This window comes from Vibrio sp. (genome assembly GCF_047973365.1).
Classification (GTDB): domain Bacteria; phylum Pseudomonadota; class Gammaproteobacteria; order Enterobacterales; family Vibrionaceae; genus Vibrio.
The window spans coordinates 1-13,291 of record NZ_JBKEBW010000163.1; the positions used below are offsets into that span (position 1 = coordinate 1).

Below are 13,291 nucleotides of genomic sequence, written 5' to 3' on the forward strand. Positions count from 1 at the left end.
AGATATCCCACCCTCAATCACAGTATTGGTCTGACTAAGTATTGGGCTTTGCGCTATTTTGGACGCTTACCCACCAGTACCGCCGAAACAGATTACGGTTAGTTGTGTACATCTAACTTCCTATGGCTTCCTTCAGACCCCACCGTTAGCCCGTGACGCCCTTGCCATTCGGATTGTCTTCCCCTTAGTCAGGGTGACTCCACTTTCTTTCAAGTGGACGGGTTTGCCAGCTTTGCTGGGCAAACAAAATAAGCGGTGTATTGACACCGCTTATTCTAGAGCAAATTAATCAGACTATTGATTATTTATAACCAATTGGATTATTTATAAACAATCTCATCTGCGGGGGCATATTTGTTTACGTCAATTGGGCTGTTCGCTTCTAAGTAGTCTTTTAGAACCTCAGCATCGACGAAGCCTGTGTTTACGAAACCTTTACGATCGGTAATCTTAGGATAACCATCACCACCAGCGGCATTAAAGCTAGGCACGGTGAAACGGTAAGTATCGTCTAAACGAAGCTGTTTACCACCGATAAATACGTTCGACACTTGACCATCTTTGACCTGCATTGAGATACCGGAAAATTGCGCATAAGCCCCTGAATCGACAGGCTTAGTCGCAACAACATTTAGGTAATCAAGCACATCCTGTCCCGACATATCAATGTAAGTCAGGATATTTGCAAATGGTTGAACTTTTAGCACATCTTTATATGTGATGTCGCCTGCTGCGATAGAGTCACGTACCCCGCCAGAGTTCATCACAGAGAAGTCTGCTTTGGCTCGTTGCATGTGAGCAGTAGCAATTAATCGGCCTAAGTTAGTTTGTTGGAAACGAACCACGTTACGGTCACCTTCCAGTTTACCGTTAGACTCGGCAACTTTAGCACCTAGCTGTGCTTGGCCTTTTTCTTGGAAAGGACGTAAAAATTCCAGCATCTCCTGGTTCTCTGGGATCTCTTTTGTCGCAATCACCATCTTGCTTTCACCATCAACCTTCACTTTCTTCTTCAGGTTCACTGGAACTAGGTTGTAGCTCACCATGTTGAGTTCGCCGTTACGGAATTCGTAATCAGCACGACCAACATATTTACCCCATTCGAATGCCTGAACGATGTAAGTACCGTTTTGCATATCTGGTTTACACTCGTCACCCGGTGCGAAGTTTTGCTTCACAACGTTCGGACCTTCCATACATACAGGCTCTTGAGAATGACCACCGACGATCATATCTAAGTCGCCTTCATTCAAGTAGCGAGCAAGCGCAACGTCACCCGGTGCATTGATACCATATTCACCGTTTTGGTAGTGCCCCATGTGAGTCACAGCGATGATCAGATCTGGGTGTTCAGTCTTTTTCAGCTCAGTGATAACTTTCTTCGCTTCTTCTTTAGGGTCGCGGAAGTCGATACCACCAATGTATTCCGGGTTACCAATCTTCGCTGTGTCTTCCGTGGTTAAACCGATAACTGCGATCTTGATGCCTTGCTTATCAAACATTTGGTAAGGCTGGAACAGACGTTTGCCCGTTGCTTTGTCGTAAATGTTTGCAGAGAGCATTGGGAAATCCGCCCATTCGCGCTGCTTGAACAGCACTTCTAATGGGTTATCGAACTCGTGGTTACCCAAAGCCATGGCATCGTAACCAATTTTGGTCATACCCTTGAAATCTGGCTCAGCATCTTGCAAGTCAGATTCAGGAACACCCGTGTTAATGTCACCACCAGAAAGCAATAACAAGCTGCCACCTTTTGCTTCAACTTGAGCGCGAATATCGTCGATCAACGTCTTACGTGCCGCCATACCGTACTCACCATATTGGTTTTGCCAGAAACGACCATGATGATCATTGGTGTGAAGCACTGTCAGTTTGTACGTTTTATCTGCTTGCCACTCATGCGTAGGTTGCGTCGCACAGCCAGCCAATGACGCCAAAATGGCGCTACTTAAAACCGTTTTAAGAATAAAGCCTTGTTTCATTGTCATACCTTTGAGCTGATGAAATCCACTATTAATAATTTTAGGTCGAGATCAATCCGTTATCTGTTAAGTGAACTTGAGACCGACCTACGAAAAAATAGATCTAACCTTAAAATAACCTCGCATAAGTGACAGTTCTATTTCATATTTATGTCTAATAGATCACATTAGAAACGTCAAAAAATTAGTCACTTAATCGGCTAAATAGTAAAACTAGTTGATTAAGGCTACTTTTTTTACTATTTCTTAAATTAGTGCTTTGAATTTGTGAATGAAATCGTTTTCTCAACAACTCCATTCCAGCCGTACCGATACAAAAAAACCACCTTTCGGTGGTTTTTATTTATAAATTCATTCAATTAGCGGATGTCGATGTTTTCAAAACTCTTTACTAAATCGTCCAGAGCCTTCATCTGTGCCAAGAAAGGCTCAAGCTTATCGAGTGGCAGAGCGGAAGGACCGTCACAACGCGCTTTTTCTGGGTTTGGATGCGCTTCAATAAACAGGCCAGCAATACCTGTTGCTAAGCCAGCTTTAGCCAATTCAACCGTTTGCTCACGACGACCGCCAGAAGCAGCGCCAGATGGGTCACGCATTTGTAGCGAGTGAGTCACGTCGAAGATGATTGGGCTGCCGTTTGACACTTTTTTCATCACGCCGAAGCCAAGCATATCAACCACTAGGTTATCGTAACCATGGCAAGAACCACGCTCACATAGAATAATTTTCTCGTTACCACACTCAGCGAACTTTTCAACGATGTTGCCTACTTGGCCTGGGCTCATGAACTGAGGTTTCTTCACGTTGATTACCGCACCCGTTTTTGCCATCGCTTCAACAAGGTCAGTTTGACGAGCAAGGAAAGCAGGAAGCTGAATCACGTCTACCACATCAGCAACAGGCTGAGCTTGCGCTTCTGTGTGTACATCAGTAATGATCTTCACGCCAAAAGTATCTTTCAGCTCTTGGAAAATTTTCATGCCTTCTTCCAGGCCTGGGCCACGGTATGAGTGTACTGAACTGCGGTTTGCTTTATCAAACGAAGCCTTGAACACATATGGGATACCCAGCTTGTCTGTCACTTTTACGTAGTGTTCACAGATTTGCATTGCCAGATCACGAGATTCCAGCACATTCATACCCGCAAACAAGGTGAATGGTTTGTCGTTTGCGACAGGAATATCGCCAACGTGAACGATTTTTTGGTCCATGTTTTAATCTCTTCAATAATTAATGCAAGGTCACAGAACTATGGCTAAGTGCATGCATTTGAGTTTTTAATAATTCTGCGGCTGGATCGTCAGGGCAATTATCAATAAAAAACTGATAATCAGATATTGCCACCTGATGACAATCTAATTGCTGATAAATATAGCCTCTATCACGGATTTCGTATGGATCATCCGGAACAAAAGTGAGAGCTAAATCGGTACATCTGAGTGCCAGTGTGTAGCTCTCTTCACGCAATAAGGCGCTCTTCAACAAAGCGAGCCAACGACCGATAATGGTGGGATGGTCAGTCACTTTAAGATCTTCCGCCTTGAGTTTTGCCAGAGGACCTTTCATGCCAATCAACCACGCTTGTAAGGTATGGTTTGACACATACTCACCCGTAAATGGGTTCAAGTAATAATTGGTTTCGTCTGGCCAATTCACCTGCAATAAAAATTGCGTTGGAAACGTAATCCCTTGCAATGGAAAACCAAGTTTACTACCGAAGTATAATAGCAGCGCACCTAAACTCACTGGTACACCTTTACGGCGCTGCAACACTTTGTCGATAAAAGCATTACTGGAATCGTAATACGCTTCGCGATCGCCAATAAATCCCCACTCTTTATAGAACAAATGTAAGAATGCATCGAAGCGCTCTTTCCCTTCGAATTTATCTGCAAGTGTTACTTTAGCTTCATTCAGTAGACAGCTTAACTCTTGCTCAGCCCATTCTACTTGAGTTTCTGGATCAATGGCTTTATTGAGGATTAATGCCCCCTCAACCAGCTCCATCTCATCAAAATCTTCATCAAATAAGTCAAGCATTTTACGACTCTTTCTTCGCTAACAGTGATTGTTCCAATTGGGCTTTTATCTCTAACCTGCTCGTCTATTCGCTGGCTTCTCTTCTAGCCAAAGAGCATCGGCATTTTTGTTACCGCAACTTTACCCGCCATTCCCAGCCAACCTAGTGCACCGAAAAAGGCAAAGGTGCGCAGTAAGTTATTACGCGCCAGTTTCAGCGTGAAGAAACCCAGTGCAATATAAGCAAGAACACAAGTGAGCTTTTCTGTCATCCAGGGCGCCGCCGCAGTAAATGGGACAAAACCCGTGATAAAGATTAAACCTATGCCCGATAGCAATAAGAAGGTATCAACCACATGTGGCGCAATTTTGAGAAATTTATTTTGCAGATGCTTGGAATTCATCATCAGCAAGACATAGCGAACTGACAGCAACAGAGCACTGATGGCAATCGTCAGCATATGGAAATGTATTAAACCTTGGTACATCTTTATCCTCTTTACGCCTGATATAACTTTTTGTTCGATATCGTTATTATTCGATATTGTTATTATTCGATATTGTTGTTATTCGATATTGTTGTTATTTGAGATTATCTTCTATTCGATACTGGCCTAAGGTAACACGATCATTACCAGCATAATCCTTCTGCGTTTCAACCTTACTATAGCCAAAACCCTGTAAAATCGCTCTTACTGCCGCGCCTTGGTCGTAACCGTGTTCAAACAGTAACCAACCATCATTCAACAGATAATCACGAGCGTTCTCGCTGATGGTTTTTATATCCGCTAATCCGTGGTCTTGAGCAACCAACGCACTTTTCGGTTCAAAGCGAACATCACCAACCGATAAATGCGGATCGTTTTCCTCAATATATGGTGGGTTCGAAACCACTAAAGCAAACTTTGTTCCCACTGGTACGGGGTTAAACCAACTGCCGTTGCAAAATGACGCATTGGTAATGCCTAAACGCTCAGCATTTTCGCTTGCAAGCCGCCAAGCTTCTGCTCGTAAATCAATGCCGAACACATTACGGTGTGGCAGCTCTGACGCCAGAGCGAGAGCAATTGCGCCGGTTCCTGTTCCGAGGTCCAAAATATCACCGTCGATAAGTTGCGCTTTATCTAACGCCAGTTCCACCAGCCTTTCTGTATCGGGTCTTGGAATCAAAGTCGATGGCGACACTTTAAGTGGCAATGACCAAAACTCACGTTCACCAATGATATAAGCGACAGGCTCACCAGATTTTCTGCGTTCAATCAGTGCGTCAAACTGGCTTTGTTGCTCGGATTGGAGAGTTTTATCTGGCCATGTCAGCAGGTAGGAACGAGGTTTGACTAACACATGGCAAAGTAGCACGTTGGCATCAAGAGACGGCGAATCACTGCCGCTCTCGATAAATTGCTCTGTTGCCGCTTTTAACGCAGCCTCAATGGTTAGCAACATTGATCAGTTTTGCTCAGCAAGTGCTGCAAGCTGATCCGCTTGATACTCTTGTAACACAGGGTCAATCAAGGCTTGCAGATCACCTTCCATCACTTCACTTAAGCGGTAAACCGTTAAGTTGATCCGGTGATCGGACACGCGACCTTGTGGGTAGTTGTAAGTACGAATACGGTCACTACGATCACCAGAACCTAACAGGTTACGACGTGTATCTGACACTTCTGCCGCACGTTTAGCCAGTTCAGCCTGAGCAATACGCGCCGCAAGAACAGCCATCGCTTTGGCTTTGTTTTTATGTTGTGAACGTTCGTCCTGACACTCTACCACGGTTCCTGTTGGTAAGTGAGTAATACGGATTGCAGAATCCGTAGTGTTAACGTGCTGACCACCCGCGCCCGAAGAACGGAAAGTATCAATTTTTAGATCGCTGGCTTTAATTTCCGGAATTTCCGCTTCTGGTACTTCAGCCATGACAGCTACCGTACAAGCCGAAGTGTGTACTCGACCTTGTGATTCCGTTGCTGGAACGCGTTGTACACGGTGACCGCCTGATTCAAACTTCAGTACGCCGTATGCGCCATCGCCGTTTACTTTTGCGATCATCTCTTTGTAACCGCCGTGTTCAGCTTCATTTGATGACATCACTTCAATACGCCAGCCTTTCTTTTCTGCATAACGGCTGTACATACGGAACAGGTCGCCAGCGAAGATACCCGCTTCATCACCACCGGCACCCGCACGGATTTCTAAGAAGCAGTTACGCTCGTCGTTGGGATCTTTTGGTAGCAGCAGAATTTGCAGCTCGTCAGTTAAACGTTCAATGGCTGCTTTCGCTTCTTTCATCTCTTCCTGAGCCATTTCACGCATATCTGCGTCATCTTCTTTGGTCATCTCTTCAGCGGCAACTAAGTCTTCCTGAGCTTGTTGATAAGCCTGGAAACACTGCGTAATCTCTTCAAGCTGAGAGTACTCTTTTGACAGAGCACGGAATTTATCTTGATCACCAATAACCGTTGGGTCACCCAACAGATGTTGAACCTCTTCATAACGTTCAACAAGAGATTCAAGCTTCACTAAAATCGACGAGTTCATATTTTCTTCTTTAAATTCAGAGTTACAGATTACTGTGAGTCATCAAGACCCAAGCTTTGTCTGATAATGGCAAGTTTTGCCGGTTCACCTAACTCCGCAGCGCTTTGCATCGCTCGTGTTGGGGTATGAATAAGTTTGTTGGTGAGTTTATTACTTAACTCGACCAACAGTTTCTCTGGGTCTGCACCCGACGCTAAAGCTTGTAAGCTTTTTGATAACAATTCTTCTCGAATATCATTCGCTGTTTTGCGGTAATCACGAATACTATCGACTGCTTGCAGTGAACGCATCCAGCTCATGAAAGCAGCACTTTCTTCGCTGACAATCGCTTCAGCCTGAATCGCTTCTACTTTGCGCTGTTCCATGTTGCTATCAACGATGGATTGCAAATCATCCACCGAATACAGATAAGCATCATTAAGATCGCCAACTTGCGATTCGATATCACGAGGCACAGCGATATCGACAAACAGCATAGGCTGATGGCGACGCTTTTTCAGTGCACTTTCGACCATCCCTTTACCAATTATAGGTAAAGGACTGGCGGTTGAACTGATAACGATATCGGCAAAATGTAGGTGATCCGGTATTTCGTTCAATGCAATCACTTCGGCATTAAACTCTTCCGCTAAACCCATCGCACGTTCGCGAGTACGGTTCGCCACTATAATACGCTTGCAATGATGACCAGCCAGATGTTTCGCCACTAGCTCTATGGTTTCCCCCGCACCAACCAACAGTACTGTCGCATCGGATAACGATTCAAAAATCTGTTTTGCCAAAGTACAAGCAGCGTAAGCCACCGACACAGCACTGCCACCAATTTCTGTTTCAGTTCGAACGCGTTTAGCGACAGAGAATGCTTTCTGGAACCATTTATCGAGCGAGGAATCCACCGCATTGTTGTTACGAGAGTCAGCGTAGGCTTGCTTTACCTGGCCAAGAATTTGCGGTTCGCCCAATACCAGAGAGTCAAGACCACAAGAGACGCGCATCAAATGGCGAATAGCCGCTTGGTCTTCATGAATGTAGAGGCTAGGTTTCAAATCTTCAGCACTGACGTTGTGAAACTGAGTCAGCCATTCGATCAATTTGTTCTTACTCGATGATTTAACATCACAATAAATTTCAGTACGGTTACACGTCGAAAGAATAACACTTCCGTTCACGTGTGAGTCAGCAGACAACTGGCCAAGTGCCTCAGACAACTTATCTGGGCCGAAAGCCACTTTTTCTCGTAACTCAACCGAAGCCGTATTGTGATTGATACCAATAGCAAGCAAGGACATCTATCGAGGATTCTCTGGTAAGAATGAATTAGGGGCAGAATTTTACTTTATGCCCCTTATGATTGAAAGAGTAACGAGGATTTGTTTTCCCGACTTCGTGATATCAATGATATAGTAATGACAATTTCACTCACTTTGCCGCACAAATAACGAGCAATTATGATGATAAAACCGCGTTTTCTTCTTAGCATAGCTTTTTTGCTGACCCTGTTTGGCTGTAGTTCCACACCAGAACCGATTGTTGATGTCGAATGGCAAACTCACCAACAAAAGCTGCAACAAATTCAAACTTATCAAGTTATCGGCAAGATCGGTTACCTATCACCAGAACAACGCGAATCATTGAATTTTCAATGGCAAAAGTCGCCGACGCAAAGCCAACTTCGCTTAACCAATTTTCTTGGTCAAACAGTGTTAAGCCTTTCTATCGACGCCAACGGTGCCAAAGTAGAAACTTATGACGAGCAGAATTTCAGTGCCGCCAATGGTCAAATACTCATTTATCAGCTCACCGGGCTAGATATCCCTATTGATGATCTTCAGGACTGGGTGCTTGGTCTACCGACCAAGGCTGACGACTTTAAGCTTAATGAAAGCAACACATTAGCTTCGTTGGACAAGGCATCGGGTCGACAAAACTGGCATGTCGATTACACTCGTTATAAAGAATTCAGTTGGCAAAACGGTAATATTCCTTTGCCCGATAGAATGCAGCTAACTCAGCAAAAAACGTCGATAAAACTTGTTATCTCTAAATGGATACTTACCCCATGATTTTTGGCAAAACCGTTTGGCCATCTCCTGCGAAGTTAAATCTATTTCTCTACATCACTGGCCGTCGTGATAACGGTTACCACGAGTTACAAACTCTGTTTCAGTTTCTCAATTACGGTGATGACATCACTATTACCGCCAATGAAAGCGGTAAAATTGTCCTCACTCCTGAGCTCGAAGGGGTAAAAACACAAGATAACCTGATTTGGAAAGCGGCAATCGCATTACAACAGAAAACGGGTTGTAACTTGGGTGCGGAGATTGAGTTAAACAAGATCCTGCCAATGGGTGGAGGTATTGGTGGTGGCTCTTCAAATGCCGCTACCGTGTTAGTCGCCTTAAATTTTCTGTGGCAAACCCACCTCAGTGATGACGAACTTGCAGAAATAGGCTTAGCGCTAGGTGCTGATGTACCGGTATTTATCCGTGGTTTTGCCGCTTTTGCCGAAGGCGTAGGCGAAGAGTTAACTCCTGTTGAGGCACAAGAAAAATGGTATTTAGTGGTAAGACCGAATGTCAGCATCGCGACCAAGGATATTTTTTGTCATCCAGAGCTAACCAGAAATACACCGAAGCGTGCACTGTTAACGCTTCTTGACACTCAATACGAAAACGATTGCGAAAAAATTGTCCGAATGCTGTATCCAGAGGTTGATAAGCAACTTTCTTGGCTGCTACAATACGCGCCGTCAAGATTGACCGGTACAGGATCTTGCGTTTTTGCTGAATTTTTGAACGAAAACGAAGCAAAAAACGTTCTGTCCCAACTCCCTGACACTGTCTCAGCGTTTATCGCCCAAGGGCGAAATGTTTCTCCGCTAAAAGAGACACTGGCTGCATACCAAACAGCCAACCCCAATCTAATTAAAAACTGGACGCAACCCCGAGGTTTTCACCGTGCCTGATATGAAGCTATTTGCTGGTAATGCCACACCCGAACTAGCACAACGTATTGCTGAACGTCTATACATTTCTCTAGGAGATGCTACTGTTTCCCGTTTCTCTGATGGAGAAGTTGCAGTACAAATCAATGAAAATGTTCGTGGTAGCGACGTATTTATCATCCAATCAACTTGTAAACCAACCAACGACAACCTAATGGAACTCGTGGTAATGATTGATGCTATGCGTCGTGCTTCAGCAGGCCGTATTACTGCTGTTATTCCTTATTTTGGTTACGCTCGTCAAGACCGCCGAGTGCGTTCTGCTCGCGTGCCAATCACTGCAAAAGTTGTTGCAGACTTTCTTTCTAACGTTGGTGTTGACCGCGTTCTGACTATCGACCTGCACGCAGAGCAGATTCAAGGCTTCTTCGATGTACCTGTAGATAACATCTTCGGTACTCCAGTTCTTCTTGAAGATATGAAAGCTCGTGATCTAGAAGATCCTGTGGTTGTCTCTCCCGACCTAGGCGGTGTTGTACGTGCTCGTGCAACAGCGAAAGCGTTAGGTGATATCGATATCGCAATCGTCGACAAACGCCGTCCACGCGCTAACGTGTCTGAAGTAATGAACCTAATTGGTGATGTTGAAGGTCGTGACTGTGTGATCGTAGACGATATGATCGACACAGGTGGCACACTATGTAAAGCGGCAGAAGCTCTGAAAAACCGTGGTGCTAAGCGTGTATTCGCTTACGCTACTCACGCAGTATTCTCTGGTAACGCAGCGAAAAACATTAAGAACTCTGTTCTTGACCAAGTGATCATCACTGACTCAATTACTCTGTCTAAAGAAATGGCAGCAACAGGTAAAGTGACTCAGTTGACACTATCAACCATGCTAGCAGAAGCTATTCGTCGCATTAGTAACGAAGAATCTATCTCTGCTATGTTTAACTAATATTTAGATATCTTTCTATTTATTAAGTGATGAAGCGCTTCATCTTGTTGATGAGGCGCTTTTTATTTCCAGCGTCATTTCATCTGAATAGAATTTTTGTGCTATCATACCGCGCTTTTTCGTTTCCTAAGGGATCCTAGCTTTGAGTCAATCTATTAAATTACTTGTCGGTCTGTCGAATCCTGGCCCGGAATATTCTAGAACTCGACATAATGCAGGCGCATGGGTCGTGGAAGAACTGGCTCGTATTCACAATATTACGTTGAAAAATGAGCCGAAATATTTCGGTCTGACTGGCCGTATTGTGGTCAATGGCGAAGATTTACGTTTGCTGATCCCCACCACTTTTATGAATTTATCCGGTAAAGCCGTTGCAGCTCTTGCAAACTTCTACCAAATTCAACCGGAAGAGATCATGGTGGCTCATGATGAACTTGATCTCCCGCCAGGTGTTGCTAAGTTCAAAAAAGGCGGCGGTCATGGCGGTCATAATGGTTTAAAAGACACCATAAGCAAACTGGGTAACAACAAAGAATTTTACCGTCTGCGGATTGGCATCGGTCATCCGGGACACAAAGATAAAGTCGCAGGTTATGTGTTAGGCAAAGCCCCTGCTAAAGAGCAGGAGCAATTAGATGCAACCGTCGATGAGTCGGTACGTTGCCTCGATATCTTGTTAAAAGATGGCCTAACCAAAGCGCAAAATCGCTTACACACGTTCAAAGCTGAATAAGGTTACAGACATGGGTTTTAAATGTGGCATTGTTGGTCTACCTAACGTAGGTAAATCAACACTTTTCAATGCTCTTACAAAAGCAGGTATCGAAGCGGCAAACTTTCCGTTTTGTACCATCGAACCAAACACTGGCGTGGTACCAGTGCCAGATCTTCGTCTAGATGCGCTAGCGAAAATCGTAAATCCTGAGCGTATCCTTCCAACCACAATGGAATTCGTGGATATTGCAGGTCTGGTTGCGGGCGCTTCTCGCGGTGAAGGCCTAGGTAACAAATTCTTGGCTAACATCCGTGAAACTGATGCTATCGGTCACGTTGTTCGTTGTTTCGAGAACGAAAACATCGTACACGTTGCGGGTAAAGTTTCACCGATCGAAGATATCGAAGTCATCAACCTAGAATTGGCGATGGCTGACCTTGATTCTTGTGAACGTGCTATCCAACGTAACTCGAAGAAAGCAAAAGGCGGTGACAAAGATGCTAAGTTAGAGCTTGTAGCACTTGAAAAACTGCTGCCAGTACTAACAGAAGGCGGCTCGGCACGCACCGTTGACTTGTCTAAAGAAGAACTAGCAGCCATTGACTACCTGAACTTCTTAACCTTAAAACCAACCATGTACATCGCTAACGTTGCAGAAGATGGTTTTGAAAACAACCCGTACTTGGATCTAGTCCGTGAATTTGCCGCCAAAGAGAATAACGTTGTTGTTCCTGTATGTGCCGCCATTGAGTCAGAACTCTCTGAGCTAGAAGACGACGAACGTGAAGAGTTCCTAGCAGACATGGATATCGAAGAACCGGGGCTAAACCGCGTAATTCGTGCCGGTTACGAACTGCTAGCACTACAAACTTACTTCACCGCAGGTGTTAAAGAAGTTCGCGCTTGGACAATCCCTGTTGGTGCTACAGCGCCAAAAGCCGCCGGCAAAATCCACACAGACTTTGAAAAAGGTTTCATTCGCGCAGAAGTTGTCGGTTATGACGACTTTATCCAATTTAGCGGTGAAAGCGGTGCGAAAGAAGCAGGTAAATGGCGTTTAGAAGGTAAAGATTACATCGTGAAAGATGGTGATGTTGTCCACTTCCGTTTCAACGTGTAATCGGCAAAAGTGATAACTGAACAAAAGCCAACCAGTCGGTTGGTTTTTTTATTTTTTATTCACTCTCTACTGAAAGAAACATTAAAAATTTCAGCGATGCAAAAGTAATAAATCTGTTGTTTTGTTAGTACTTTTTGATCACAAACACACCTCTTTGTTTAAAAAAAAGTCGAACGATGAGTTTAAGGCGATTTATTCAAAAAAACTATTGACGCTCAGAAAGCAGATCCGCATAATGCGCACCGTTCTCAGCAATAAGGCAACTTATCTCTGAACGCAAATATGGCAATGGCTACGTAGCTCAGCTGGTTAGAGCACATCACTCATAATGATGGGGTCACAGGTTCAAATCCCGTCGTAGCCACCATTTCCTAAGCGCTTATTGAAATAGCAATTTCGAAAGTTTTTAGGAAATAATGCGGAAATGGCGAAATTGGTAGACGCACCAGATTTAGGTTCTGGCGCCGCAAGGTGTGAGAGTTAAAGTCTCTCTTTCCGCACCATATTCAGATGAGCAATCATCTCTGCAGGTCTATCGCCAAGCGGTAAGGCAGCGGCTTTTGATGCCGCCATTCCCTGGTTCGAATCCAGGTAGACCTGCCATTTTTCTTTAATAACAACAATGTTATTAATAACGTTTCAGTATTTGAAAATTTATTGGAACTCGTAGCGAGTTTGTATTATATTGTCTCGCTCAAAAATGATGGCTACGTAGCTCAGCTGGTTAGAGCACATCACTCATAATGATGGGGTCACAGGTTCAAATCCCGTCGTAGCCACCACTTATTTTAATTATTTGCAATGCAGATAATTATGATACCGAGAAGCGGAAGTGGCGAAATTGGTAGACGCACCAGATTTAGGTTCTGGCGCCGTAAGGTGTGAGAGTTCAAGTCTCTCCTTCCGCACCATTATTCTCGATATCTTAAAAGTTTTGCGGAAATGGCGAAATTGGTAGACGCACCAGATTTAGGTTCTGGCGCCGCAAGGTGTGCGAGTTCAAGTCTCGCCT

The 13,291-nt window shown here is 44.4% G+C and carries 12 protein-coding genes and 6 tRNA genes; 11 read left to right on the forward strand and 7 right to left on the reverse strand.

Features of this window, described 5'->3' with window-relative positions; translation table 11 throughout:
* Nucleotides 1-320 precede the first annotated feature (320 nt).
* The 7 genes from ushA to hemA all read right to left on the reverse strand — a co-directional run bounded on the left by ushA (nt 321) and on the right by hemA (nt 7,828).
* A complete protein-coding gene (ushA, locus tag ACK5MF_RS18710) occupies nt 321-1,982 on the reverse strand; it encodes a bifunctional UDP-sugar hydrolase/5'-nucleotidase UshA (protein ID WP_416924035.1) in 1,662 nt (553 codons plus the stop codon).
* Between the two features lie 359 nt (nt 1,983-2,341).
* On the reverse strand, nt 2,342-3,193 hold the full coding sequence (kdsA, locus tag ACK5MF_RS18715) for a 3-deoxy-8-phosphooctulonate synthase (protein WP_416924036.1): 852 nt from the start codon (nt 3,191-3,193) through the stop codon (nt 2,342-2,344).
* 19 nt (nt 3,194-3,212) lie between these two features.
* Nucleotides 3,213-4,022 carry a SirB1 family protein gene (locus ACK5MF_RS18720; RefSeq protein WP_416924037.1) on the reverse strand — a complete coding sequence of 270 codons (810 nt, stop codon included), beginning with the start codon at nt 4,020-4,022 and terminating at the stop codon, nt 3,213-3,215.
* 83 nt (nt 4,023-4,105) lie between these two features.
* Nucleotides 4,106-4,489, reverse strand: a complete 384-nt coding sequence (locus ACK5MF_RS18725) for a SirB2 family protein (RefSeq protein WP_416924038.1) — start codon at nt 4,487-4,489, stop codon at nt 4,106-4,108.
* A gap of 94 nt (nt 4,490-4,583) precedes the next feature.
* On the reverse strand, nt 4,584-5,447 hold the full coding sequence (gene prmC, locus ACK5MF_RS18730; RefSeq protein ID WP_416924039.1) for a peptide chain release factor N(5)-glutamine methyltransferase: 864 nt from the start codon (nt 5,445-5,447) through the stop codon (nt 4,584-4,586).
* Nucleotides 5,448-5,450: 3 nt separating this feature from the next.
* Nucleotides 5,451-6,539, reverse strand: coding sequence for a peptide chain release factor 1 (gene prfA / locus ACK5MF_RS18735; RefSeq protein WP_416924040.1), 1,089 nt, complete (start codon nt 6,537-6,539; stop codon nt 5,451-5,453).
* 29 nt (nt 6,540-6,568) lie between these two features.
* The gene (hemA, locus tag ACK5MF_RS18740) at nt 6,569-7,828 is read right to left on the reverse strand and encodes a glutamyl-tRNA reductase (RefSeq protein WP_416924041.1); all 1,260 of its coding nucleotides are present in this window, start codon (nt 7,826-7,828) and stop codon (nt 6,569-6,571) included.
* Between the two features lie 159 nt (nt 7,829-7,987).
* Between hemA and lolB the strand changes: the two genes are divergently transcribed.
* The 11 genes from lolB to ACK5MF_RS18795 all read left to right on the forward strand — a co-directional run bounded on the left by lolB (nt 7,988) and on the right by ACK5MF_RS18795 (nt 13,290).
* A complete protein-coding gene (gene lolB, locus ACK5MF_RS18745; RefSeq protein ID WP_416924043.1) occupies nt 7,988-8,602 on the forward strand; it encodes a lipoprotein insertase outer membrane protein LolB in 615 nt (204 codons plus the stop codon).
* Entirely contained in the window at nt 8,584-9,507 is a 924-nt protein-coding gene (gene ispE / locus ACK5MF_RS18750; RefSeq protein ID WP_416924045.1) for a 4-(cytidine 5'-diphospho)-2-C-methyl-D-erythritol kinase, read from the forward strand. Before lolB ends, ispE begins: the two co-directional genes overlap by 19 nt.
* Complete coding sequence (locus tag ACK5MF_RS18755) at nt 9,500-10,444, forward strand: ribose-phosphate pyrophosphokinase (protein ID WP_165312030.1); 945 nt, start codon at nt 9,500-9,502, stop codon at nt 10,442-10,444. Before ispE ends, ACK5MF_RS18755 begins: the two co-directional genes overlap by 8 nt.
* 142 nt (nt 10,445-10,586) lie before the next feature.
* Nucleotides 10,587-11,177, forward strand: a complete 591-nt coding sequence (gene pth, locus ACK5MF_RS18760) for an aminoacyl-tRNA hydrolase (RefSeq protein ID WP_416924046.1) — start codon at nt 10,587-10,589, stop codon at nt 11,175-11,177.
* Nucleotides 11,178-11,187: 10 nt separating this feature from the next.
* A complete protein-coding gene (ychF, locus tag ACK5MF_RS18765) occupies nt 11,188-12,279 on the forward strand; it encodes a redox-regulated ATPase YchF (RefSeq protein ID WP_416924047.1) in 1,092 nt (363 codons plus the stop codon).
* Between the two features lie 290 nt (nt 12,280-12,569).
* Nucleotides 12,570-12,646: transfer RNA gene (locus tag ACK5MF_RS18770), tRNA-Met, on the forward strand.
* Between the two features lie 51 nt (nt 12,647-12,697).
* Nucleotides 12,698-12,782, forward strand: a tRNA-Leu gene (locus ACK5MF_RS18775).
* 25 nt (nt 12,783-12,807) lie between these two features.
* A tRNA-Gln gene (locus ACK5MF_RS18780) sits at nt 12,808-12,882 on the forward strand.
* A gap of 102 nt (nt 12,883-12,984) precedes the next feature.
* A tRNA-Met gene (locus ACK5MF_RS18785) sits at nt 12,985-13,061 on the forward strand.
* 44 nt (nt 13,062-13,105) lie between these two features.
* Nucleotides 13,106-13,190: transfer RNA gene (locus tag ACK5MF_RS18790), tRNA-Leu, on the forward strand.
* Nucleotides 13,191-13,223: 33 nt separating this feature from the next.
* Nucleotides 13,224-13,290: transfer RNA gene (locus ACK5MF_RS18795), tRNA-Leu, on the forward strand.
* Nucleotide 13,291 lies beyond the last annotated feature (1 nt).

Coding starts and splice junctions, on each gene's coding strand:
- ushA (WP_416924035.1), bottom strand. CDS start 1,982: ATGAAACAAGGCTTTATTCTTAAAACGGTTTTAAGTAGCGCCATTTTG.
- kdsA (WP_416924036.1), bottom strand. CDS start 3,193: ATGGACCAAAAAATCGTTCACGTTGGCGATATTCCTGTCGCAAACGAC.
- ACK5MF_RS18720 (WP_416924037.1), bottom strand. CDS start 4,022: ATGCTTGACTTATTTGATGAAGATTTTGATGAGATGGAGCTGGTTGAG.
- ACK5MF_RS18725 (WP_416924038.1), bottom strand. CDS start 4,489: ATGTACCAAGGTTTAATACATTTCCATATGCTGACGATTGCCATCAGT.
- prmC (WP_416924039.1), bottom strand. CDS start 5,447: ATGTTGCTAACCATTGAGGCTGCGTTAAAAGCGGCAACAGAGCAATTT.
- prfA (WP_416924040.1), bottom strand. CDS start 6,539: ATGAACTCGTCGATTTTAGTGAAGCTTGAATCTCTTGTTGAACGTTAT.
- hemA (WP_416924041.1), bottom strand. CDS start 7,828: ATGTCCTTGCTTGCTATTGGTATCAATCACAATACGGCTTCGGTTGAG.
- lolB (WP_416924043.1), top strand. CDS start 7,988: ATGATGATAAAACCGCGTTTTCTTCTTAGCATAGCTTTTTTGCTGACC.
- ispE (WP_416924045.1), top strand. CDS start 8,584: ATGGATACTTACCCCATGATTTTTGGCAAAACCGTTTGGCCATCTCCT.
- ychF (WP_416924047.1), top strand. CDS start 11,188: ATGGGTTTTAAATGTGGCATTGTTGGTCTACCTAACGTAGGTAAATCA.